Annotated in this window: 15 protein-coding genes; 6 read left to right on the forward strand and 9 right to left on the reverse strand. The window is 47.7% G+C overall.

Going from position 1 to position 25,779, the window contains the following annotated elements; genetic code table 11:
- Positions 1 to 35 precede the first annotated feature (35 nt).
- From ACXAH6_RS04950 to ACXAH6_RS04980, 7 genes are all read right to left on the reverse strand, one after another.
- Positions 36 to 1,547 (reverse strand): glycoside hydrolase family 30 protein, encoded by a 1,512-nt coding sequence (locus tag ACXAH6_RS04950; protein WP_474875529.1) that lies wholly within the window; start codon positions 1,545 to 1,547, stop codon positions 36 to 38.
- 111 nt (positions 1,548 to 1,658) lie between these two features.
- The gene (locus tag ACXAH6_RS04955) at positions 1,659 to 4,214 is read right to left on the reverse strand and encodes a carbohydrate-binding protein (RefSeq protein ID WP_474875530.1); all 2,556 of its coding nucleotides are present in this window, start codon (positions 4,212 to 4,214) and stop codon (positions 1,659 to 1,661) included.
- 262 nt (positions 4,215 to 4,476) lie between these two features.
- Positions 4,477 to 5,961, reverse strand: a complete 1,485-nt coding sequence (locus ACXAH6_RS04960) for a tryptophan halogenase family protein (RefSeq protein ID WP_474875531.1) — start codon at positions 5,959 to 5,961, stop codon at positions 4,477 to 4,479.
- Positions 5,958 to 6,977 carry a cupin-like domain-containing protein gene (locus ACXAH6_RS04965; RefSeq protein WP_474875532.1) on the reverse strand — a complete coding sequence of 340 codons (1,020 nt, stop codon included), beginning with the start codon at positions 6,975 to 6,977 and terminating at the stop codon, positions 5,958 to 5,960. Before ACXAH6_RS04965 ends, ACXAH6_RS04960 begins: the two co-directional genes overlap by 4 nt.
- A complete protein-coding gene (locus tag ACXAH6_RS04970) occupies positions 6,967 to 7,695 on the reverse strand; it encodes a SapC family protein (protein ID WP_474875533.1) in 729 nt (242 codons plus the stop codon). The genes ACXAH6_RS04965 and ACXAH6_RS04970 overlap by 11 nt, the downstream gene beginning before the upstream one ends.
- A 126-nt stretch (positions 7,696 to 7,821) precedes the next feature.
- Positions 7,822 to 10,800, reverse strand: coding sequence for a TonB-dependent receptor (locus ACXAH6_RS04975; protein WP_474875534.1), 2,979 nt, complete (start codon positions 10,798 to 10,800; stop codon positions 7,822 to 7,824).
- A 459-nt stretch (positions 10,801 to 11,259) separates the two neighbouring features.
- Positions 11,260 to 13,830: a glycoside hydrolase family 3 protein gene (locus ACXAH6_RS04980; RefSeq protein ID WP_474875535.1), complete on the reverse strand. Its 2,571-nt coding sequence runs from the start codon at positions 13,828 to 13,830 to the stop codon at positions 11,260 to 11,262.
- A gap of 357 nt (positions 13,831 to 14,187) precedes the next feature.
- Here ACXAH6_RS04980 and ACXAH6_RS04985 point away from each other — a divergent pair, with 357 nt between their 5' ends.
- Positions 14,188 to 15,339, forward strand: coding sequence for a helix-turn-helix domain-containing protein (locus ACXAH6_RS04985; RefSeq protein ID WP_474875536.1), 1,152 nt, complete (start codon positions 14,188 to 14,190; stop codon positions 15,337 to 15,339).
- Here ACXAH6_RS04985 and ACXAH6_RS04990 read toward each other — a convergent pair.
- On the reverse strand, positions 15,336 to 15,779 hold the full coding sequence (locus tag ACXAH6_RS04990; protein WP_474875537.1) for a DUF2721 domain-containing protein: 444 nt from the start codon (positions 15,777 to 15,779) through the stop codon (positions 15,336 to 15,338). The genes ACXAH6_RS04985 and ACXAH6_RS04990 overlap by 4 nt on opposite strands.
- 181 nt (positions 15,780 to 15,960) lie before the next feature.
- On the opposite strand from ACXAH6_RS04990, the gene ACXAH6_RS04995 reads away from it, so the two are divergent.
- Genes ACXAH6_RS04995 through ACXAH6_RS05015 form a run of 5 tightly spaced genes read left to right on the forward strand, consistent with a single transcriptional unit; the run spans position 15,961 to position 23,677 of the window.
- The gene (locus ACXAH6_RS04995) at positions 15,961 to 17,328 is read left to right on the forward strand and encodes a TolC family protein (RefSeq protein WP_474875538.1); all 1,368 of its coding nucleotides are present in this window, start codon (positions 15,961 to 15,963) and stop codon (positions 17,326 to 17,328) included.
- A complete protein-coding gene (locus ACXAH6_RS05000) occupies positions 17,321 to 18,556 on the forward strand; it encodes an efflux RND transporter periplasmic adaptor subunit (protein ID WP_474875539.1) in 1,236 nt (411 codons plus the stop codon). The genes ACXAH6_RS04995 and ACXAH6_RS05000 overlap by 8 nt, the downstream gene beginning before the upstream one ends.
- Positions 18,556 to 21,723 (forward strand): efflux RND transporter permease subunit, encoded by a 3,168-nt coding sequence (locus ACXAH6_RS05005; RefSeq protein WP_474875540.1) that lies wholly within the window; start codon positions 18,556 to 18,558, stop codon positions 21,721 to 21,723. Before ACXAH6_RS05000 ends, ACXAH6_RS05005 begins: the two co-directional genes overlap by 1 nt.
- Positions 21,695 to 22,372 (forward strand): response regulator transcription factor, encoded by a 678-nt coding sequence (locus tag ACXAH6_RS05010; protein WP_474875541.1) that lies wholly within the window; start codon positions 21,695 to 21,697, stop codon positions 22,370 to 22,372. The genes ACXAH6_RS05005 and ACXAH6_RS05010 overlap by 29 nt, the downstream gene beginning before the upstream one ends.
- Positions 22,373 to 23,677, forward strand: a complete 1,305-nt coding sequence (locus tag ACXAH6_RS05015; protein ID WP_474875542.1) for a sensor histidine kinase — start codon at positions 22,373 to 22,375, stop codon at positions 23,675 to 23,677. It begins immediately after the preceding gene.
- Here ACXAH6_RS05015 and ACXAH6_RS05020 read toward each other — a convergent pair.
- Entirely contained in the window at positions 23,674 to 25,749 is a 2,076-nt protein-coding gene (locus ACXAH6_RS05020; protein WP_474875543.1) for a 4Fe-4S binding protein, read from the reverse strand. The two genes, ACXAH6_RS05015 and ACXAH6_RS05020, sit on opposite strands and share 4 nt — an antisense overlap.
- Positions 25,750 to 25,779: the final 30 nt, after the last annotated feature.

The raw sequence follows: 25,779 nt of genomic DNA on the forward strand, positions 1-25,779 counted from the left end.
AGCCTCGACTTAAGCCTTGAGGAGAAAGCCTCAAATTAATGAGGCCATACAACCGTCGTCACGGCGTGCTGTGGCAAGGTGACTAGCCAAGCTTTGTCCTTAAGCGTAAGCGTGATCTCAACGGCTTTGTCGTGCGGATTGGTCAATATGCTCACAATACTGCCGTCAGGGTTTTTTAACGCGACATTTTCAATGCCCTTGTCACTGATGTCGTTGCTTTCAATGCGTAGTGCATCACGCTGAATAAAGCGGGAGAACTGCCCCATAAGCCAGTACTCTGGTGTTTTGTACCAGTTCGGGCTAGCGCCTTTTTCTTGGATCAGCATAGTAGGGCCAACCACGCCTAACTTGTTGTAAGGGCCTTGGTTTGCTTCATCAACCTGTTGGGGCAGCATGGTGACCCATGAGATGTAAGCGGTAGACCAGTGTCTTAGATGACGAATGACTGATTGAAAGCCGCGATTAGGATTGTCATTTCCCACGCCCCAAACACTGCCTTCAGTGAAAATCACGTCTTTGTCAGGGTGGGCTTGATGCACTTTAGCCATGGCCGATGAATCGCCAGCATAATGGTGAAAAGCGGTGCCATCTATGTAATTGCTTTTTCCTAATGACTTAAAGGAGTCAAGTTGGTCTACTGCTTGTTGCCAATAGTTGAAGTTGTGATCCAACGTCCATAGCTTTACTGCTAATGGTTTGCCGTGCTCGCCATTGATGTTGTGGAAATTTTCATAAATTTCAATGAGTAAGTCGCGTTCCTGCTGCCAGCTTAACACCATGCCGGGATAAGCGGGTGGCTCAAATTGGCGCTCGTTTTGTAACGTTATCGCGTGAATGGGAATGCCCTGAGCATCATACGCTTCAATAAACTGGCGCAAATACTGTGCGTAGTCGGCGTAATATTCGCGTTTTAGCGTGCCCCCTTGCACCATGTTGTTGTGTTCTCGCATCCAACCCGGCGGGCTCCAAGGGCTGGCAACAAACTTAATGGGGTTATGTGTATCGTGGCCGACTTTTATCGCCATCTGTAATGTATCAATAATACCCAGTTCAATGTTGCGCTGAATGCTAAAGGGGCTAGTTGGCGTATCTTGAAAGCTATACCAGCCTTTGGCGTTGTCTGTTGGGGTGTCGGCGTAGGTGCCATCTGAAAAATCAGAAGTGCCAATACTGATGCGAAACAAATTCATACCAATACCGGCTTTGGGGTCGATTAACGCACGTAATACTGCTTCTTGCTGTGCTGCGTTTTTGTTTTTGCGCAGGGCGTATACGGTGGAATGTTCAAATGAAGCGCCAAGGCCCAGTATGCGTTGATAAGAATGAGTCGGGTCAATGTGAATGCCTGAACTGTCCATGGTATCGACTTGCTTTACCGTAATTGGTGTGAGTCGATAGGCGATATCACTTTCAGGCCACGGCGTGGTGTACCAAGCTTTGTCATTTGAGTGAAGTTCACTGGAAGCCCAGGCTTGTGGCTGTGAAGTCGCATGAAGGTGAGTTGCAAATAAGGCGCAACCGAAAATTAATAGATGGCGTAATGTCATGAAAACGAGATCTCTTGAGTGTTTGTACTCATGTGTCGGGTTGTAAAAGCAGAAAAAGCCAGCAAGGCATATGATGCGCTTGCTGGCAAAGGTTGGGACAAACCTGTTGGATTAGTTTTTAGTAAATTCCATCCAGTTCAGGTTCCATGCACCACCGAGAGCGGTTAGCTGAAGCTCTTGTTCGCCGGCTTCTAGTGTCACTGTGGTACTAATTGATTGCCAGTTTTGCCAATCACCCGTATCAGGCACGGTTGTTGAACCAATGCTGTTTCCGTCCATGGTAAAGGCAATACCTTCGGAGCCACCTGAGCTAGCTATTCGCAAAGTAAGTGTGTACTCGCCAGCTTCTGTTACTTCTACATTGTATGTCAGCGTGTCACCTGCATCGGTATAACCGAGGTTTTGCTCGCCATCGACATCTTGGGTATCTTCAACTTGGAACCCTGATTGGCCGCTAAAGTGCTCAGCTTCGATACGTCCGGGTATGGTGGCGTAGAATATTTCTGTCGCCACTTCGTTAGACGCATAGCTTTCTTCACCGTTATCAGCCGTAACAATGTAGTAATAAGTCACGCCTTCTGTGGTGGTGGTATCCAGATACATTTCTGTTTCTACACCTTCGGCAACCAATTGATAGTTACTGCCAGAAGACGTGGTGCGATACACGTTGTAAGTGGCGTCAGATACGCCCATCCACACTAGGCTCATGCCTTCCGTTGTCTTCTCTAACGTGAGCTCCTGCGGTGCGTTGGGAAAGTTAAAAATGTCCGCTGGTTCACTGGCGGTCAATGCGTCATAAACAACTTGATTTACTTCGTATTCAACAGTCGACATACCGGCAAAATAGGCTTCGATTTCTTCTTTAGATGAACTATTTAAATCAATCTTCGCCATGGCCGCGGCGCTAACGTCTTGACCGTTTGTTGGTGGCGCAGGCAAGAGGTAGATTTCAGCCCACATATCGGAAGAGTTCACATCGGTAAAGTGTCCGCCGAGCAAATACGACTCACCGCCTTTCAATTCTACGGCTTGGTATACACCACCGTTTGAGAAGCCGTCTGAGGCAGTAATATGAAGTACTTTGTCTTCGCCGAGTGTTGCCCCCACTTCTGCAGTTAGGTTGTCGTCTTCTGGGGTGGCATTAGTCCCACTCCACTCGATCCATCCTGAGTCAATGTCGAATGCGCCATTGGTGAGAATATCTTCGCCGGTGGACTGGGCTGTGAGTGTTAGGTTGTCAAAGGATACATCGTGCTGCCCACCTAATGCGCCTGATTTAATGATCAGATAGAAGGTTTGGTCGGTGTCTGTGGGCGTGACAATTTTTGCAGGAGTTTCACAGGCCTCAGATAAATCATCATCCCAGCCGTCGCAACTCCACGTGGTTGCTTTAGCTAGTAAGCGCTCACCTTTATTGGTTACGTAACCCCATGTGCCATTGCCTTGACCACCATTGGTAGTTAACACCTTGTACGACCAAGCAGTACCGGCCCAACTCAGTTCGTTGTAGCGGTCGAAAGTGGCACGAGTAATCAGGCCACCTTGATCACCCAAACCAGTCCACGGTTGCATCTCACCAATGAGGAACGGCGTATCGAGTTCACGGATTTTTTCGTCCCACTCACACACGCCTGTGGTGCCATTTTGCCCGCAAGTCAGCCAGTCACGATGAACATCATAGCCAATCTCACCCCAACCAAAAATACCGGGGTAGAAGTGCATTTCGAATGCTACGTTGGTCATGCCGGCATCTTCTGGATCGCCGTAAGCATCTATGCCACCGCTGTTGTGGCCGGGTAAAATAACAATGTGATCTTGGTCTACTTCACGAATAGCGTGATATAGCTCTGTCACATTTGCTGCCAAGGTTTCGGCATCGGTTCCCCAAGGTTCGTTGAGTACGCCATAACCAGCAACAGCGGGTTCATCTTTGTAGCGCGTTGCGATCTGTTGCCATAACCAGGCTGTGCGCGCTTGATTCTCAGCTACGTTGTCGCCTTCCCAATATTCGTTTTTACCAGCACAGCCACTGTGGTGTTCCCAACCTTGTGCGCCCGCTGCGCCGTGTAAGTCGAGTACCACCCACATATTGCGAGCTTTGGCTTCAGCAATGGCATAATCGAGGTATTGCCATGCGTCATCGCGCAAGGTCATAGGGTTGGCGTCGTCTTCGATTAACTGGTAAGGGAAAGGCAGGCGGATAAGATTGAATCCGGCATCTTGCAGGATATCCCAGTCTCTTTCGGTGACGAAGTTATCGCGGTAAACGTCTATCAAGCGCGCTTTTTCTTCAGCGCCAAAGCGGCTCTCTAATGTGGCTTCAAAGGTACATTGGTCTTCGATACCTTCACCGACAGGGTTGTCTCCACTGTCGAGCATCCACATTTCCATCATCAACCAGTTACCGAGGTTGACGCCGCGTAATGATACGATCTCGCCTTGCTCGTTCATCCAGCGCTCGCGATCTTGTTTGAGCATGCTGTATTGTTCCTCACCGGCTTTGGGTGTCGGTGGGGCAAAATCATAAACGGTTTCGCCATTGTGCTTATCTGCATCACTGGCTTCATCTAAACCACAACCTGTTATAGTGAGTGCCAGGCCACTCACGGCAACAAGTTGTGCTAACTTACTAAGCGTAAACTTATTCTGTTTATTTGTTGTTTTCACCGGTTCTCTCCGAGTTGCTCCATTGGTGTTGTCGGCGCGCTTGAATCAACAAGTTTGCAACAATCAGTTAACCAAAAATCCGGCGAAGACGATTCCTAGTGGGCGCGAAAACGCCAATTAGAACGTTCGAATTAGCGATAGAACGTTTGTTTTAGCGGGAAAGCACTAAAAAAGGCCCAGTGATGAGCACTGAGCCTTGGTGATATGAATTGTTAATAGTTACCGCATCGATCCGCTGAAAAATACTGTGCAGTGATACGAATTAGCTTTGCAAATATCCTTGCAAGTAAGCGGTATGGGCAGGAAGTTGCGCCACACGGTTTTGTATTTGGGTGCGTATTTGGGCGAGAAAATTTCGCAGTTCGTTATCTGACATGTTATTCACAATAGGGTGGAAATTGGTGGGAACGAGGCCTTGCCCCAGCATTACCTGTTGCCACGAGTCTTCAAACAATTCATTGCGCTCTTTCAGCACGCGACCGGTTTGGGTGAAAAGGTCGAGTTTGTCTTGCAAGGTATCGGGCACCGTCATCGAGCGGCAATATTGCCACAAGGGGCTGTCGTTACGTTGCGTCACCTTGTAGTGCAGAATCACAAAGTCACGAATACCGATTAATTCGAGTTCGCTTTGCTTGTTGTACTCATGTACTTCACTTGGTTGAATGCCTTGATGAGGGAATAGATCCAGCAGCCTCAGTATTGATGACGAAATTAAATGAATACTGGTCGACTCCAGGGGTTCTAGAAAACCTGAAGACAAGCCAATCGCCACACAGTTCTTATTCCATTGTTGGCGGCGTTTTCCAGTTTTAAATCGAATGGTTTTGGGTTCAGTGAGCGTGGTTGCTTGAATCTCAGTGAGTAAATCGTCGAGGGCTTGCTCATCTGAAACCGCATTGCTCGCGTACACAACGCCATTGCCTTGTCGAGTGGTCAATGGAATACGCCACTGCCAACCATAGGGCATCGCCGTGGCTTTGGTGTAAGGCAAGGGCGCGTGCGAATGTTCAGATTGCACGGCTATAGCCCGGTCACAAGGCAGCCAATGTGACCAATCTTCATAGCCTGTTCGCAAGGCTTGTTCGATGAGTAATCCCTTAAAGCCGGTACAGTCCACAAAGAGATCGCCTTCAATTACTTGTCCATCGTCTAATCTCAGCAGCTCGATAAACTGGGTTTGAGGGCAAAGCCCAACATGAGCAATTTTACGTTCAATGCGCTTAACGCCTCGCTGCTCACTGAAATTACGTAAAAATTGGGCGTACTTTCCCGCATCTAAGTGGTAAGCATAATTGAGGTTTTGAGGTTTAGTATGCGCAAAGCGCTGGGCGATGGCCGCCTGATGCTCGGGGCAATAGTCGCCGTAATCATGAGTTATACCAATCTGTCTACCTTTGAGCCAGAAGTGTTGAAAGCCGCAGGCCCAGCAGTCTTGCCCGGTATGACCAAAGGCATGAAGATAACTATGCCCTTGGTGTCGCCAGTGGTTGAATTCGATGCCTAGCTTGAAGGTAGCGTGGGTGGCAGCCATGAGCGCACGTTCATCAATACCGAGCAAACGATGAAAATACTGCATGGTGGGGATGGTCGCCTCGCCAACGCCCACGGTAGGAATGGCTTCGGACTCCACCAATGTAATATTGAGTTGTTTGCCGAGGGTATGGCTCAATGCGGCTGCGGTCATCCATCCGGCTGTACCGCCTCCGGCGATGACGATATTTTTAATCGGTTGTGTTGCTGTATTCATCGATTCAAAGCTTGTAGTAATAGGGTTCGCAACCGTCGAGCATTGGCTTCGTCCATTTCGCCCAGTACGCCGCGGGCTTCTGCGGGAATATGGGCAAGATGGCTGTCATCTTGGTTAAACACATAGTGATTAAAAATGTCCTGCCAAATAGCTTTTTCTGCGCTCGGCAGCTGAGCAATACTCAACAATGCGTGATGTAGAGCATGAATGGGGGCATCCATGTGATCAGGAGTGCTACGCCACCAGTAGTTGACGAGTACGTTGAAATGAGCCAATGCTTCCACTTCATGCCACCACATACTGGGGATAAACAATGCATCGCCTGGGTTTAACTCTGCCACTTGTGCGTGTTGTAACGCATGCTGGAATTTGGGAAATCGGGCGTGATCAATCTCGTGCATGTCGACTAAGCTCACGGGCTGACCAGAAGGCGTGTGCTCCAACGGGCCGATGTATAAATTGGGCGTTTGTTCTGGAGGAAACAGGGTAAAACGTCGCTTACCTGCTACACAACACGCGATATTGAGAGGTAAGTCTTGATGAATGGCGACACGAGTTTGATTGCCTACCCAAAGCCCGTTTCGCGGGTTGTCATGAGGAACTGGTACTTTTGGGTTGTGGTCGTGAAAACCGGGTAAATACTGCTGCAAGTGGGTTCCACCAATAAAAATCGATGGTTTGTTTGGCATACTTTCAGTTTCGATTAATTTTCTAAGAATCAAGCCTAAATCGGCGGCGACTTTTTCGAAATTAAACCCCGTCATATCTTCGTTATAGAAGAAACGACCTTTGATACTGGGATCACCAAAGAAAAAGCCCATATTCTCGCCAGTATAGAATTGAAGTAAGTGCTCACATATTGCTTCGTTGCTTATTTTTCCTCGTGATACAGCGGACCAATGGTTAATGTATCCACGCAGGATTAACGGTTGCTGAGAGGCAAGTACCGTGTGAGGTAACGGGCTGCCCGGCGCAAGGGCGACCGACTTACTATGGGGTAAAGTATCACTCAGCATGACCTACACGAGCCTTTTTACGGTCGATCAAATCTGCAAAATTCGCTTGGCTGGCAATCACAAAATGGATGAGTTGTAACATGCCACGTTTGTGTAAATCCAAAACTACATTGTCATCAAGCGCGTTGAGTTTTTCTTCGTTGATGGTGTAGTAACCACTCAAACGGTTTTTGTCTTCACCGAACAAGCTGATATCTAAGAAAAAGCTTTCGAGTAAGTCATATTCTAGCAAGGCATTGTGGAAGGCTTGGGTTTCTTCCTCGCGCTCGCGAATGGCACTGAGAATGTCGGTGATGTGTTGCAGGTAATCACTGTGACCGCCGTGAGGTAAAAACACTCTTTCTCCCTCATTGTGGCTGACTTTTGGGCTATCAAGGTCGATTAACAATACGGGTTGGCGTTCGCCCGTTGCATCAGGCCCGCGCATACCAATTAAAAATGGCTGGCGTTCGATCATCAGGGGCACATAGTTGGCATCCCAGCCCTCTTCGCTCAGATAGAGGTTTTCGTTGTGCGCTAAACCTAATAGCACTACGGCATGAAATGACTGGTTTTTATCGTCTTTGTAAAAAACGATGGGGTATTCGTGTTGTAAGCTGCGAAACTCAAAAGGCATCGCAAGGGCAATGTTGGTGGATTCGTTCACTTGGCTGGAGTGAGTACGAATAACGCGTAAGTCTTTATGCTCGACGTTATTAAGTACAACTGGGTTTGCCATAGTGGCTCCTTTTCTTGTTATAGGTGGCCTATATATTGGGCCAAATTTAAACGCAAAAAGCTGTACGAAAAGCGTTTTGCAAAACAAGCAGCTTCTCGTACAGCACGGGACATCGTTAATCGCTAATTAAAAGGTATAACGCATACCAACGTTATAGCGAGGAGATGACTGACGTAGGTTGATCAACATTTGTTTGTGACGACCATGCTGACGCTGATATTCGTTGGTCAGGTTGATCCCTTCCACAAATACCGTCAGGTTTTCGTTCACGTCGTAGCTCATGTTCACGTCCCACTGGCCATAGGCTTCGGTGTAGACTGGGTTGTCTCCTGAGCCGTCACCAATCCAGGCCAAAAATTTATCGCGCCAGTTGTAGGCCACACGAATCGACATCACATCGTTTTCGTAGAAGGCGATAAAGTTAGCTGAATCACTCAAGCCAGTAAGGGCGTACTGTGGTTCGAGAGACGCATTGTCGTAGTACAAGTCGCCGTCTACCAGTGTACCGTTCACATTCACACCAAAACCGCTATCCCAGAACATGTGTTGAACGGCCACTTCCCACCCATGCACATTGTTATCGCGCTGGTTGTAAGGAATGGTAATTTCAAACATGGCTAATTCATCTTCAGGGCTAGCATCAATCACCACGTCGCCGTGTTCGTTCAGATATACATTCGGGTCGCTATCGAGATAGTTGTCTAAAATGTATTGTCTGATTTCAGCGTTACCAGTAAAACCAGCGGCGCGAGCAGCGTCTGCTCTCGGGCCTTGAGCAGGGTTACGCAAATCAAACGCGGTTTCGGTAATTGTGCGACGGCCGACAAAGTTCTTAACGTCTTTGTTAAACCAGCCAATGGCAGCATAGCTGGCTTCGTCGTAATACCATTCTAGAGACAAGTCATAGTTGGTCGACTCTAGTGGTAACAACGCAGGATTACCCCGTGAGCCTGAACCTTGGATTGTGGTGATTTGGCCGCCTAGGGTTTTACCCCCTTGCATATCACCATAACTCGGACGCGAAATCGTTTTGCTGAATGACGCACGGGCAACAAGATCGTCGGTTAAATCCACTTTAAAATCGACACTTGGCAATAGATTGTCGTAATCACCGTACTCGTCGGTAAACACGGAATCGCCGGTAGGCTGTAACACCAATTCGTTGGTGCTGCTCCACGAAATACCATCGTAACTCGGTACGAGCGCCGAAGCGTGCGTATCGGTTTTCTCGTATCGCAAACCGGTAATCATTTCTGCTGGCATATCGCCGATATCAAATACGAGGTTTGCTTGCACGTAGGCAGCCTGCATTTTCTCATCGGTGTAACGGTCGGTGGTATAATTTGTGCCGCCGCAGAAACGCGGGCCGCACGGCCATTCGTTGGCATTTTCGTTATAGAAGTTAGCCGCAGTGAACTCGGCTATCTGCTCGAAATCCCAATCGATATAGTATGGCTCAAGGTCTGGGTCAGCATGACCGGGCACATTGTCGAACATATCGCCGAGCGAACGTTGCGTAAACCAGCTGTCTTCCCAATCTTCAGGCTCCCCTACGCCACTCCATGTACCGCGAGTCGCGCTGGCGTACTTTGAATGGTTGTTGGTTTCGGTTTGCGAAATACCAAAGTCGATACTTTCAATAATGCCTGCATCAAAGGTATAGGTACCGCTTGCTTGAATTTGTTCAAGGTCAGAGCGTTCGTGGTTGTTACCGAAATTACTGCCCGCACCAATCATATCCGCTGGTTCAAAACCATCAACACCTTCAGGGTATTCAATGCTTAATACTGGCAATACTTGTGAAAAATCTACCGTGGTACGAATACGGTTGTTAGAGATCATCGCAAGCGAACCCCAACTGCCGTAAGGGCTGTTAGGCTCGTGTTTCGCCGACGCGTCGTGATAATCAAACTCGACCAATAGATTGTCGTTAACCTGATATTCCAAGTTCAAGCCAATCGAGTTGTTGGTATTTTTCGTTGCCGAGAAGCCGCGGCCAGAGTTAATACCAATTCCTTCGCCGCGCTGAGCATCTTCGCTATAGTTATCTGTATCTTGGTACTGGATGGGATAAGAGATGCCTTCACTATTAGGCTCTGACCATACCATAGTCGCGTTGTTGTAGTTGAACGAGAACCAGGTAGACATATCCGTCAATTCACGGTCGATACTACGCTCTGAATAGGTATAATCTAAACGCGCTTTTAACTTGTCTGTCGCTTGGTATTCAAGGGTCAACTGACCGTTAATACGTGTGCGGTACGCTTCGTTAAATTGATAAACCAAGTTCTGAGGTACCGCGTAAGTGACACCGTCAGCGGGCTTATTCAAATAAGAATTGTCTGGATCTTCCGATGGCAAGTTACCCCAGCCACCTTCGTCTTGACCAGAGATAAAGGAGCGCCAACCAGAACCCACAGAGGCATTGCTGTTGCCGCTGTCACGCTTCTGGTAACTACCCGTTAATGAAATGCCAAACTTATCATCAAGGAAGGTTTCGGAGTACAAACCAGAAATTTCAGGAGTCCAGGTATCTCCTTTCTGGGTTGACCCATCATGCACAGCTTTAAAACCCTGGCTTGCTTGACGGCCGGGGTTCGCCAACGGTCGCGGCGTGATGATATTGATGGTTCCACCCAAGCCGCCCGTGGCGATGGAGGCGCGGCCAGTTTTATACACTTCGACGGCGCTGACACCTTCAGAGGCGAGGTCGGCGAAGTCAAAAGAACGCGTAGGCGTGGGCATTTGACGGCCATTTAACAGCACCATGTTGCGGTCGGCACCAAAACCACGAATTGTCACGCGACTGCCTTCACCGTCAGACCGGTCAATTGATACGCCAGTAATACGTTGAAGCGATTCCGCTAAGTTAGTATCGGGGAATTTACCGATATCTTCCGCTGAAATTGCCTCGACGATACCATCACCAGACCGTTTCATATCCATAGCGCGTATCATACTGCCACGAATACCACTGACTTCTATAACTTCTACTTCGCTGTCAGTGTTTGCTTCCTGAGCCTGTGTGCTGGTGATCATCGCCGAACCTAAAACCAAAGACACCGATAAGGCGATTTGGCTTTTATTAAAGGGGCGAGTTTTCATTATTTTCTCCCTTGCGATAGCTTATGTGTTGTGCTCGTGTTGCACGCAAATTTTAAACTTTCCATTAACAATTTTGAAAAGCATGGCGAAGCCTACGCCTGCGCTATCTATAAGTCGTTTTATTCATGCTAAAACCGTGAATACGAACGTTCGTATTCACGAAACGAACGTTCGAACTTTGCAAACCTCTTTTATTTCATTTGGTTAGTGTTTTTGCGGGGCAATGGTAAAACATCACCTTACGGAAAGGAAAGCAGCAAGTATCATACTTTAAAGGAGGTATGATGAGTTTGTTTGGTGGAAGAACAACAGTGAACCTTGTTGTTTAGCGCAGGATTTTTCTCGTAATTTATTAACAAGATAATATCAAATGGGCGTGGCCACAAAAAAGCGCTACCGCTTAGCAAACCGTGCTAAGTTGAGTAGCGCTTTGGGGCACTTTAAACCGAGGGACTTAGATTACTGGCAAGCTATGGTTGCGTTTGATGCTGCCTCTGGTTGCAACATAATGTCAGCCACAGAAATTTGCATCTCTCCAGAGGTTTCAATCACGAAAGGAGCGGTAACGCTGTCAAAACTCGCGCCAGCCTCAACCAAACATTGCAAACCTACGCTGAACGTATGCCATTGATCAGTGGTTAGATTAGCAAGGGCGCTTTGCGCGTCTACCGTACCACGGCAATCGTCGGCGCATAAAACACCGAGTTGTACACTGGCGGTGGGCGCTTGGGTAACTTTTACGCTGAATTGCAACGCACTATGGCTATCCAAATACTCAGCAATGGTACGAGGTTCACTCCAACCTAGGAAAGCACGAGCTAGGCTTTGACCCGCCCAGGTTAATTGGCGCGCATCCTCTTGTACCGTCATGTTTTCAGTGCATAGGGTGAGATTATTTGAACCCTGTGTGGTAACAACACTGGTAGCAACGGGTACTGCCCAACTTGCTCTATCTCCCAAAAAGAAAGCTAAGTCTGATTGCGGAACGGTATCAAACAAGGGATAAGGTTGAGAGTTGTCTTTTTCTAACGGAATAGCAGGCACTTCATTGAGGTCATCGCCTAAGGTGTCCGTATCTTGATATGTGAGACCGAATCCATAAGCAAAGAGCGGTGCATAGTCAGCATCACCTTTGTTCAACACCACTTGGTCATCCAGCGCTGGCCATGAATAAGATAATTTGCCCGTAAAGTCGTGTTGTAAGTTACCTTGGTTGTCACTAAATAGAACGTCGGCGACGGCTAGCCCTTCTGAGCCAGGTAGCCATGCCACCACAAAGGCATCAGATGCATTCAGCTCGGCGTTAATCCACAAGGGGCGTCCAGTGAGGAAAACAGAAACCACAGGAATGCCTTGTGCTTTGAGCTTGCGCAACATGGCAAGGTCGCGTTTGTTACCGCGTTGATACTCAATGCTGTCTCTATCCCCCGCACCTTCTGCATAAGGGTTTTCGCCGAACACAACAATGGCGACATCTGGCGTTTGGGTGAATACGCCAGATTTACTTAATGTGGTGGTGCCGCCAGCAGCTTCAACCGTAGACTTAATGCCATCATATATTGAGGTACCGCCAGGGAAGTCACTGTTGAGGTTCCCCGTACCCTGCCAGGAAATAGTCCAACCACCTGATTGTTTGCCGATATTGTCAGCGCCGGTTCCAGCGACTAATACGTGTTGGTTGGGCATGAGTGGCAACAGTTGAGATTGGTTTTTGAGTAGCACCAATGATTCACGAACAGCTTGGCGTGCAATTTCGCGATGCGCTTGGTTGCCAATGAGTGATTGGTCACCGGCAACGCCACGGTCTTTTGGCGCAATGCCATCAAACAAACCCGCTCGGAATTTTACTCGCAAAATGCGGCGTACGGCATCGTCGAGGCGTGTTTGGGTTATTTCACCACTTTTGACTTGGGCGACCGTATTTTCATACATGGCCTTCCAATTAGTAGGAACCATAATAATGTCGACACCAGCGTTGATCGCTTGTGCACAACTACTATTGCTGCAACCGGGCACTTGGCCGTGACCATCCCAGTCTCCTACCACCAAGCCGTCAAAGCCCATTTGCTCTTTTAATACGTCGGTCAGCATGGCTTTGTTGCCATGCATCTTTTCACCGTGCCAGCTATTAAATGACGCCATAATAGTCTGTACGCCATTTTCGATAGCGGCTACATAGCCCTGAGCGTGAATATTGATCAGCTCTTCTTCGGTAGACAAGTTGTTCCCCTGGTCGACACCTAGGTTGGTGCCCCCGTCACCAAGAAAGTGCTTCGCCGTCGCGATGGCTTTTGTATCAGATAGAAACTGCTCGCCGGGCGCGCCCTGTATACCGCGTACCATGGCCGCAGCATAATCTTTCACTATGGTAGGGTCTTCAGAATAGCCTTCGTAGGTGCGGCCCCAGCGGTCGTCGCGTACTACGGCAACGGTTGGTGCGAACAACCAGTCAATACCCGTCACACGTACCGCTTTCGCAGTCGCAGCACCAATTTGTTCCATCAGTGCAGGGTTGTGCATAGCACCTAGGCCGATATTGTGGGGAAATATGGTCGCGCCAATCACATTGTTATGGCCGTGCACTGCATCGGTTCCCCACATCGTGGGTATGTCGATGCCATCGATGCTGCTGTCGATTGACGCCTGGTACATTTTGTCGGCCAATGCTACCCAGTCAGGCATAGTGGCGTATTTGTCATTGTTTGGGAACGCACCGCCGCCATTCAAATAAGAGCCAAACCCATATTGACGCATTTCTTCAACGGTAAAATCACGAATCTCGGGTTGAATAAGTTGCGCCACCTTCTGCTCGATGGTCATCTTTTCGATTAACTGGGTTATTTGGGCTTCGGTTTCTGGGTTCTGCTTGATTGGGCTAGTGACTTTTGGCCACTTTTCTGGGTGAACTACCCCAATCGCCTCATCTTGTGGTTGTTTCGGAGCGCCGGAACAGGCAGCTAAGGCAAATAGCACGCCTGAGAGAATGGCACTCTGTCGATAGGTCGACTTTGTCAAAATACACTCCTTCATATTATTAATCGGGCCGTGTTGTTAGCAATTTTGTTACAACACGAAAAACTGCGAAGCAGTGTAGGGGGATTAGCACGCTAAGTCGTTTACGCCAGAGATGAGTGGGCAATTCGAACGTTCGTTTTATGAAAAGAACTTGTAACCTAATGAAATTTATATTTTTATCTATACATCGGGTCGTAAAGGTAAAAGCAATTGTATGATAAAAAATCGCACAAAAATTCACTCGCCCCTCTTAAACGAACGTTCGGATTAACGCTTTAAGCGATTTCTGGCGATTGATTTCGGTTGGCAGACTGGGTAACATCCTGACGATCCATTAACACCATAATTACAACTACGCGTGCGCAGAGAATCATGGATAAAACACTATTTAACTTACATGACTTGGTTCTCCTACTCATAGTCTTTGAGTGTCTCGCCGTAGCGTTTTATGTAGGGTTTAACCGCCCGAAGCCGAGTTTACCTACCACTTTACTGATAGCATTTTTCGCGGTTCATGCGGGTATTGCGCTAAATGAGTTGGTGTTATGGGGCAGTACCTTCCGATACTGGGTATTAGAAGCGTCGCCGAATTTCTTTTTTATCCTCAATTTTGCGTATTGGCTTGATGGCCCCTTATTGTTTTTGTTTGCGCTCTCGATCACGCAATCTGGATTCAAATTACAGCGTTGGCATGGTTTGTTTGCGTTACCCGCAGTAGCGTTCGCGGTGTTTATTTATCTGCATTTTTACTCGTTGCCACATGAACAAAAGGTGGTGTTGATCAAAGATTATTCGTTTGCCGACTTTAATTATGTGTTTATGGACCTAGTGGCCAAGAGTGCGCGTGTGGTTTTTGCGGTATTGGCGACGTTATATGTGTTGAATGCAGATACGCAACACACCGACAAATTCAATATGCCGCCTTGGTTAGGCAAAGTGCTAATGGTGCTGACCGGGATTTTAGTCTGGGAAACCATGCTGAGCTTGATCAAAGTTTATCACTCACTGTATGTGTTCCCGTATTACGACATTGTTGAAATCATAGGTTTAACGTCGTATTACATGCAGTTTGCCTTGTTCAATACCGTGATATTTATGTCGGCATCGCACTTTTTGCGTGCCGGTGTGCCGAAAGTCAAAACGGCAGAAAAAGAACCCGTGAGTATGGAATTAGTCGAGCGCCTTGAATCTACTATGGAAGCGGAACGGCCTTATCTGAATCAAAATTTGTCGTTTGAACGCTTGGCGGAAAAGCTAGATATTCCCATTAAAGAGCTGTCGAACACCATTAACCGGCACTACGAAGTGAATTTTTACGAGTTCATTAATAACTACCGTATTCAAGAGGCCAAGCGTTTACTGGAAGACCCTATGTGCTTTGATAAGAGTATTACGGACATTTTTTACGATGCGGGCTTTAATAGTAAGTCGGTGTACAACACGCTATTTAAGAAAAAATTCAACAAGACCCCAAGCCAATACCGCAACGAGTTTAAGCAAAAGTACGCTAAACAACCCGTTTAGCGTACCGTTCTTGATAATCGAATGGTCAGTGTGGCTAATTTGATTTCGAGAATGAATAACAGTAATGCGGTGATCAAAAACAGCATGGCAAAAACAAATAAGGTTACCACCAGTACATGAAGGTTAACGTGCCAGAGTTCACCGGTAAATAAACTCACAATGACACTACATACCATCAATGCTGAAGCTGTACACAGTGCAATGGCCCAATTGATCACTTTGATACGGCGCCACAATAATAAAATCTCTTCACGGCGAGATTGAATAATGGGCTGATAACTAATACTGAGAAGTTCTCGTTCTGCACCACGTACACGGTCAGTGATACGCCCTAACCGACCAGACATAACATTTAAAAACCCCGCAATACCTGCGAGTAGAAAAACAGGGGCGACGGCGAGTTCAATGATGTGTGACAAGCTCGGCAATGCAGAATCCAACGCTCACTCCTAGAAAAATACACATTAGCTTTTTTGTAGCTAAAGCTTAGTTTAAAGCCTACAGAGTTACCATTAAAAATCACAGAAATTGAAAGGCTTAGCACTCTTTTCCTGTTCCTTAACCCTGCCTTAACCCTCACTTTTATACACTCCCAGCATCAAAAAAACCGGATGAAGAAAGATGCGATTCACCTATCTAGCGATAGCGTTGGCACTAGCGGGTTGTGCCAGCCATGCCAATTACGATGACGCAGCTCTGAGTGAAAAGGCACGCCAACACACAGGCGAGGCTGTGCAATGGGCCGCGCAAAGTGATCAAGCTAAAGCGATGACAACCTTGTATGACCTGATGCCAGAAATGTCGATGCAGTCGCTTGTTGAGTTAGGACTAAACCAAAACCCTGGCGTACAACAGCAACTTATTACGTTGAAAGCGGCACAGGTTCAAAAGCGTGTAACCAACGCCGCACGGGTGCCACAAGCAAGCGCGAGTTTTTCGGGTAATCGCCAAGCAGACAGTGAGAATTCTTATTCTTCATCGGTGACTGTGAGTTGGGAGCTAGATTTATGGATGAAGCTTGCAGACAATGCCAGCGCAGCTCAGTGGGACATTACCACCAGTCGAGCCAATCTTATGGCGGTAGAAAATGAACTCGCGGCCGAGATTATGCGAGGTTATCTACAAGTTATTGCCAACAACGCGTTACTCGACGTTGAGCAGGCTCGTTATACCCTATTGAAAAATTATGAGACGGTAATTCTCGACCGCTATCGGGCTGGAACCGGGAGCCTCGACGACCTAGACAGTGCGCGCACAGACAGTGCGAGTGCCAAGGCGAGCGTGGCGGAATATACCGAAACCGTGGCTGAGTCCAAACGTGCGTTGGCCTTATTGCTTGGTCAGCATTCGCTCGATGAAAGCCTTGTTGAACGATTACAAGAATCATCGTTCCCAAATGTTTTTACACCATTAACACAGTTGCCCAAGCAAGACTTAGCCCGTCGCCCTGATTTAGTTGCGGCATACAGCGCGATTGAAGCCAATGAGTACCGTGAAAAAGTGGCGTTCAAAAACTTGTTACCCAGCATTGATTTAACTGCTGCATTAACCGAATCAGGCGACACGCCAGCTGAATCATTGTTGAAAAACCCCGTGTGGAGTTTACTTGGTCAAATCACTGCTCCGCTGTTTCAAGGTGGGCAACTGCAAGCCAATTTAGATGCGGCGGAGCTAGATACATTAAATACATGGTGGGCATATCAAGACACCTTACTTACTGCGGTGAAAGAAGTGCAAGATGCGCTAGGCCAAGAAAAAAGCCTTTCAGCCCAATACGACGCGATTGCAGAAGCCATTGTTAATGCAGATCGCAGCGCGACGAATTACTCAGATAAATATCGCCAAGGGTTAGTGGATATTCTCGACTTGTTGAGTGTTTATCAAACGCGCTTTGACTTGAAATCACAACTCATTCAAACCCAATTTAACCAACTTTCTAACCGAATTGATTTAGGCCTTGCCCTCGGCCTAGGAGTGTCACATGACTAATCTTCAGAAAAACATTATCTATACTGCGGGTGCCGCGCTGTTAATTGTTGGCGCGTTAGCCAGTTTAGGCGGTGGCTCTGGCGATCAGATGGGCCCTCCCGGTGGCAAACCGCCTGCTCAGCAGAACAAAGCGCAAGCTAACCCGCCTACGAGACCAGAGAAAAATAACCCTCAACGCAGCCAAGCGAGCGAAGCGACCTTGCCCACGATTGGTGTGGTAAATGTGGCAAGTCAGTCTTACACGGCTTCGGTAAAAGGCTATGGTGAGGTGTCGCCGGAGTTTTCGCTGACGTTGACTGCGCGAGTGTCTGGTCAAATTGACAAGTTAGGCAGCCAATTTCAAACCGGTAAACAAGTAAAAGCCGGGACAACCCTTGCCACAATCAACGACGCCGATTATCGCCAAGCACTTGCCAGTGCAGAAGCCTTGTACCAGCAAGCCTTGGTTGAGTTGGAAGAAGAAAAACTACAGGGTGAACAAGCCAGAAATGAATGGGCACGTTCTGGTTTAGAGGGTGAACCAACTTCAGATCTCGTGCTACGTGGGCCTTACCTGAAAGCCGCGGAAGCTAATGTAAAAGAAGCCTTGGCACAAAAGCAAAGTGCGTCGCGTGATTTGGCCAATACTCACATCAGCGCACCGTTTAACAGCGTGATTGTCACCCGAGATGTTCAGCCAGGCAGTTACGTGCAAGCGGGAGGTACGGTTGCTTCTTTGTTCTCAACTGACAAGGCAGAGGTTGCCATTCCATTGTCTGCGTCACAGTGGCAAAACCTGCCACCAATCGACACGCTTGCACAACACCCTTGGTCGGTAACCTTAACCGACATGGATGGAATGGTTACGTGGCAGGGGCAAGTAACCCGTGTTGAACAACACCTCGATTCTGCGACTCGTCAACGCTCTGCCATTGTCACGATTACACAACCTTTAAGCGCAGAAAAGCCCTTGTACTTTGGTACTTATGTGGTTGCTCACATTGCCGGTAAAACGTGGGAGCAAGTGTGGCAAATACCATCAAGCGCGATTTCACAAAAGCAAGAAGTGTGGTTTGTGTCGGCGCAAAGTACATTGGATAAAGTGACCCCTGAGGTGCTGTTTCAAGACCAAAGCTATGCCTACATCACACCAATCAAAGGGATGGAAGACGCACAAATTGTGGTGCGCCCTCTTAATAGTTATTTGGTCGGTACAAAGGTAAATGTGTTAGCAGAGGGGGATGAGTAATGAACCCCCAAAACAGAGGCATTATTGCTTGGTTTGCTCAAAACCCAGTTGCGGCCAATTTATTGATGTTGGGCATGATAGTGGTGGGTATTTTATCTGCCACTGAATTGAGAAAAGAGGCTTTTCCGAGTATGGAGCCGCGTTATGTGCGTGTATCCATGACTTATGACAGTGGTGATGCAAAGCAAGCGGAAGAAGGCATTGCGATTAAAATTGAAAATGCGTTGGAGTCGGTGCCCGGCATCAAGCGCATTACCTCTACGTCTTCTGCCAGCGGAAGCTCGGTACAAATTGAGAAGCAAACCGATTACGACCTAGACACTTTAATGACAGACGTGAAAAACGAGGTAGACTCGATTTACAACTTTCCGTCTGACGCCGAAAAAGCGGTTATTACCAAAGGGCGTCGCGAAGATCACGTGTTGTGGGTACAGTTATACGGCGATGCTGATCACGCTACTTTACAAACATTAGGTGAGCAGTTAGAGCGAGACCTGTTAGCGAAAGACGCCATTACCACGGTGAACACCTCGGCGTTTCGCGACCCCATGATGTCTATCGAAATTGATGAGGCTAAGCTACAAGCATATGGCCTGACAATGTCGGACATTGCTGACGCGATAAACAATGAATCTGCTACAGCGTTAACCACCAGTTTGCGCAACAAAGAAAAAGTGATCCGCTTAAAGGCTTCTGAACAAGCCTATTACAAAAGAGATTTTGCCAATATTCCGTTGCTTGCAGATCAAAGTGGAACCTATCTCACCGTGGGCGATGTCACCACTATTACCGACATGTTTGCCGACGATAGCTACGCGTTATCACGCTATAACGGCTACAACGGCTATGGCATAGAATTAGTGATGGATGAATACGGCGATGTTGAAAACATCGTACAACAAGCCAATGAGGTAGTTGCTGATTGGCAATCACGAGGCCTGTTGCCACAAAACGTGTATATCGAGTCTTGGTACGACCGCAGTACCCTGATCACAGACCGCTTGGCGCTATTAACCAAAAACGCGTTTACCGGGATCGCCTTGGTATTTATCGTATTAGCCTTGTTCTTAAACCTGCGCGTTGCTTTTTGGGTTGCGGCGGGCTTGCCATTTATCCTGTTTGGTACGTTGTTTTTTATGACCGACAGCTATGCCGGTTTGACGATCAACGAAATGACTACCTTTGGTTTTATCATGGCGCTGGGGATAGTGGTAGACGACGCCGTAGTGGTGGGCGAAAGTGTGTACGCTACGCGGCAAGCGGAGGGCGATACCCTCGCTAACACGGTGAAGGGCACCATGAAGGTTGCAATACCAACGCTATTTGGTGTGCTTACCACAGTCGCTGCCTTTGGTGCATTGTCGAATGTGTCAGGTGGATTGGGTAATCTTTATGCCCAGTTTGGTACTGTAGTGAGTATTTGTCTGCTGTTGTCGGTTGTGGAATCCAAGTTAATTTTGCCCGCTCACCTTGCGCACTTAAAAACCCAAAAAGTACCGGCTTCGGGTATTAAAGCGGCATGGGGTTATATTCAGCACAAAGCCGACTCGGGACTCAACTGGTTTAATCAGCGTATGTATAAGCCCGCGTTGGCGTTCTCTGTGACTTATCGTTATGCCATGGTGCTTGCATTTATTGCCGTATTTATTGCGGTGATTGGCATGCCAATGAACGGCACTGTGCGTATTGGCTTTTTTCCTAGTATGCCCGGCGATACAGTTAGCGCTACCATGACCTTACAAAGCGATGCCAGCTACGGGCAGAACGAGCGTAATTTGACGTGGTTAGAACAGACGTTGAATCAAGCTGACAACACATTGGCTAAACAACATCACTACGACGGCTCAGGTATTCAGAGTTTGCAGGTATTGGCGACGGGTGACCAGAGCGGCAGTATTACCGTTGAACTGAGTCAGGACAAACCGTATAGCTTAGACGAACTTGCCAATGAATGGCGTCAGCTTGCAGGCAACCCCGAAGGCGTAAAACAGTTAAAAATCCAGTCGCGTCGTGAAATGGTAGATGCGTTCCGAGTGGAACTAAAAAGTATTAGCGACGAAACCCTAGAGTTGGCAGAGCAAGCATTTGTCGAAGAACTAGAAGCGATGGACGGGATCACCAGTATCGAAAGTTCACTCACGCCGGGCGAAGCGATGATGCGCTTTGAATTAACGGAGCAAGGTCGCGCTTTGGGAATGGATACATCGACCCTGTCGGGGCAGTTATTACGCGCCTTTGGCGGTGAAATTGTGCAGCGTTACTTACGCGACAAAAACGAAGTGAAAGTGCGGGTGCGTTACCCAGAAAATGAACGTAGTAACCCCGCTGATATTCTTAACGCGCGGGTGCGATTAGACGATGGCACCGTAGTGCCTCTGAATGTGGTTGCGCGTATTATTCCCGATTCACAACAAAGCGAAATCACCCGTATCGATGGTCTACGTGCGATTACTGTGACAGCGTCGGTAGATGCCGATGTATTAACGGCTACTGAATTAGTGCAAACCCTCAACAATGGTTTAGTGCCTACGTTAAGCCGTCAACATGCCGACTTATCTATTCACTTTGCTGGTGAAGCTGAACAACAAGCTGAAACGCAAAGTTCGATGGAAACCATGTTTGTGATGGCGTTGATTGCTATTTTTGCGTTGCTGGCCATTCCGTTAAAGTCTTACATTCAGCCACTTATTATTATGTCGGCGATTCCGTTTGGTGTGGTGGGCGCTATTTTAGGCCACTGGAGCAATGACTTAATGTTAAGTATTTTGTCCCTAAACGGTATCTTGGCATTGAGTGGGGTTGTGGTAAACGATAGCTTGCTATTAGTATCGCGTTTCAATAGTTTACGTGAAGAAGGATACACTGTGGTCGAGGCGATAATGGAAGCGTGTAGCAGCCGTTTACGCGCTGTATTACTCACCTCTATCACTACTTTTGCAGGGTTATATCCTATACTAGGTGAAACATCTAAGCAGGCGCAGTTCTTGATCCCTGCAGCAGCATCATTGGGATACGGCATATTGTTTGCCACGGTGATCACCTTGCTTTTGATCCCTTCTCTACTAATGATTCAAGAAGACGCTAAGCGTCTCATAAACAAAACGATGCAAACGATCACGGGAAAGCAAGGAGACAAGCATGATCAAGTCATTGCTGGTGGAAGATGATCTCGATCTTGCTGGCAACATCATGGATTACCTTGAGTTAGAGGATATTGTGTGCGACCACGCCAGCAACGGCGTAGCGGCCTTGAATTTCCTCTCTCAACAGCAGTACCAAGTTGTGGTGTTGGATATTAACCTGCCGCGTTTGGATGGGCTAAGCGTGTGTGAAACCCTGCGTAAACAGGGTAACGACACGCCGGTGATCATGCTCACTGCCAGAGACCAGTTGAATGATAAGTTAGCCGGCTTTGAGCGCGGAGCCGATGACTATCTTGTTAAACCCTTCGCGATGGAAGAGCTGATTGTGCGAATTCACGCGTTGGCGAAGCGTCGTAGCGGGCAAGTGACACAGCTTCGGTATGGTCCTTTGCAATACGATGCGCGATTAAAAGAAGCGAAGTTTGATGAGGCGTTACTTAAACTGTCACCCATTGGGTTAGTGATTTTTGAGCGTTTGTTGCGTGTGGCGCCCGAGCCGGTGAGTCGAGAATCTCTGATTCAAGCTATCTGGGGAGATGACTGCCCCGACAGTAATAGTCTTAAGGTACATATTCACAATGTCAGAAAAGCGCTGGGGGTGCATGGCGACCTAGTGCAATTGCAATCTCAACCGCATGTGGGGTTTAAATTCGCACTGCAGGAGCAAGCTTAGGTGATAGGTAATATCAACAACAACCTGCGTCGTTACGTCATGATTTGCTTGCTCTTGATGGGAGCCATTGTGATTGGGGCGATGTCGATGTTGTCGGGCCATTATTTCTTTGAAGGAATGGATGGCATGCTACGCGGTACAATGATTTCAGCTGGTCGCTCGGTTGATGTGCAGCCCGGTGCGCCAAAGCAAGTGTTGCGATTCAATGTTGCAGCAAGCTGGGACGATGTAGACCCAGAAATACGCGCTCGCTTTGGTGGGCAAACTTTACATACTCATGGCCTGTATAAATTTGTTGACCGCGACACCTTTTTAGAGCGCCCTAATGGCGTGTATTTTCTGGTGAAGCTAGAGGCAGAAGACGGCACTGAAAAGTACGTGACACAGGTGTTCCACTCGCCAGACGAGCAAAATAACCAACGACGTTTTTTATTGAGTCGCGAGTCGTGGATTGCCGTGATTGGCGTGGCTGCGTTGGCGGGTTTCTCATTGCTTTTATTTTTGTTGATGCGCAGTGTCGCTAAACCGGTCGAAAAATTAAATAGTTGGGCGGCATCCATCGATAAGCGTCAATTAGACCAACCTATTCCTGACTTTCAATACGAAGAGCTTAACCACCTCGCCACACTCATTCACAAAGGCATGATTGATGTGACCGAGAGCGTGAAACGAGAAGAAGAATTTGTGCGTCATGCCAGTCATGAACTGCGTACTCCTATTGCTGTTATCCGCAGTAGCGTTGAGTTACTTTCGCGCTTAAATTTGACCGAAGAAGGTAAAGGCAAAAATGCCATACGTCGTATTGATAATGCGTCGCATACCATGGCAGACCTCACCGAAACTCTACTGTGGTTAGGGAAAAAAGACAAAACAGAGCTCAGCAGTCAGCCCGTTGCACTGGCCAGTTTGCTGGAGCAAATTAAAGAAGATCTCAGTTATTTGTTGGTCAATAAACCTGTGTCGGTGAGTTTGCTTACTACACCCACTACCATCATGCTGCCGAAAACGGCATGCCGTATTGTGTTAGGTAATTTAATTCGCAATGCGTTTCAACATACTCAGGCCGGAGAGGTGAGTATTGTGCAAGACGGAAACCGAGTAAGTATCAATAATTGCGAAGACGACACGCCGAATACAACCAATACGCTTGCAGATGGCGATCTCGGTTATGGGTTGGGGCTGCAAATGGTGCGCAGGCTCACGCAGCAACTCAATTGGGGTTACGATCATCAAATTAATGCCACTGGGCATCAGGTACAAATTACGTTTGAAGTGAATGCCTTGCTCGACACAGACGCACCCTAAGCAAGTTGTTTGATGCAGATGCTTTTAGCCTGTCGCTTGAGCGGTGGGCATAAGGTGTCATTGTTGTAGTAAACAATACACACTAAACACTGCACGCACTCTTTGTAATCGATATTACCCTGAGTGTCGATAGCTTTGGTATCACACTTGTGGTGGCACAGCGTACATGGCGAGCCGCATTCTTGCCGCCGAGTTAACCACTTGAGAAGGGGGAATGCACCGAGTATCGCCAGCCCGCCACCCAAGGGGCAGACATAACGACAATAAAATTTATTCACCCACAAACCTATGCTTAACAAGGTGACGGCATACAACACAAATGGCCAGTCGCGGATAAAGTGTAGCGTGATGGCGGTTTTAAATGGCTCGACTTCAGACCATACCTCAGCCCGATTCAGCGACTGTATCGACATCCCTATTAAGCTAATCAGTATCCCATATTTAAGCAAAGTCAGGGTGCGATGCAGTCGTTCTGGTATTCTCCATTGCCGAATTCTAAAGCGTTTTGCTACCCAGCCTACTATTTCTTGCAGCACGCCAAAGGGGCATAGCCAGCCGCAAAATACCCCGCGACCAAATAAAAATACCCCAATGAAGACAAAGCTCCACAGCAGAAACAACATGGGGTCCATTAAATACACGTTGAGGTCGAACCCGCGCCAAAGGCTTTGAACAATAGGGTAAATATTGACCACTGAAAGCTGCCCTTGGGCGTACCAACCAATAAAAAATAACGTGAACAGCAGATAGGTCCAGCGATAGCGCTGGAACAAGCGCGGATAACGAGTCAGGGTGTGCTGAGCAAAGAAAGTCACGGTTAACGTTGCCAAGCCAATGATTAATATTACAACTTCTATCATTCGGCTTTGCCATAAGCGCAGCCAAGGAGGTGTCGGCTCAGCTATTTCAGGTGGTGAGACAAGATTAAATAAACGGTTAGGCAACTGATAAGAGGTTGATAGAGTTAATGTGTCCAGTAGTATCGGGTTACGAGCGAGAGAGAGGTTCAATTGAAGTTGGGTTTCTGCACCAGGATTAAAACCAGACTGGGCATCCAACGTGAAAATCCGAGCGTTGTCGGCGTATGGCAGCAGGGTCTCAGGAACGCCCTCATAGAAAAAATTAAGATCGCGTAACACAAGAGGCAACTGGTTTTGTGCAAGGCTAAGTCTGTTGGCAACCGTGCCGGGTTTAAAGTCTGCTTGCACTAAGTCTAGAAAGCCTTTGCTCATGATCAAAAAAGCGTGTTGGTTGGGTTTGAGAGTTTGTCGAAGTCGTTGGTATTCTGCTTCGCCTAACAGGTTTTGTCCTATCACAGGGCTGTTTAAATAAGCCAAGTAAAAGTGGCTAGTGTCGCTCTTCTGGGTATCCAGTGTGGCGTCGTTATAGTTAGCTAGAGCAACAGGGAGTGCGCGTTTGAGTGCTGCTTGAGTGATTTCCCAGTCGAGGATTAAGCCTTGGGCAATCAAGTTCTCGAATGCGTTTGGAATAAAGTTGTCTTGTTTTGGCTCTGCAAGCGGCGATTGGGCAAAATCAGATAAGGTTTTACGGGCCACGTTAAGGGCTGAAAGTAATACGGTGTCGCTGATCACAATAACCGACACCGTGGCTTTGGTCACGCCGTCAATATGCAAAGTGGTGTCGTTTTCGCCGTGGTGAGCACCGTCGACAATAATGCGTTTTCGTATATCTGCACCGCGAAACTGGGCGATAAATTGTTGCAATGGCTCAGGCCCTAAACCGTGAAGAAAAATAGGTTCGTGATGGGTGAGTACCTGTACACCCTTGATTCTTCCTCGGGTGTCTAAGCCAATTAATAAATTGATGTTGTCGCCAGAAAAGCCCGGAATGTTAACCAGATCTTGGCTTTGAAATACGTAGCCTAGCAAGGCTTGTAATTGATAAACAGGGTAAACGGGGGCGATGTCGAGTGGCTCACCAATACGGGTAGCTTTGGGGAATAAAGCGTGAATTTGTTGCTCCGTAGTGGGTGTGGGCGCAGCGGCACATTCCCAAACAATTAATACACCGTTGAGCACTAAAAGCGTAATAACAAACATTAAGCGCTTCATACTCTTACCTCTAAGAAGCAGGCTACAAAA

The sequence above is a fragment of the Alteromonas sp. ABE4_545 genome, assembly GCF_056161325.1.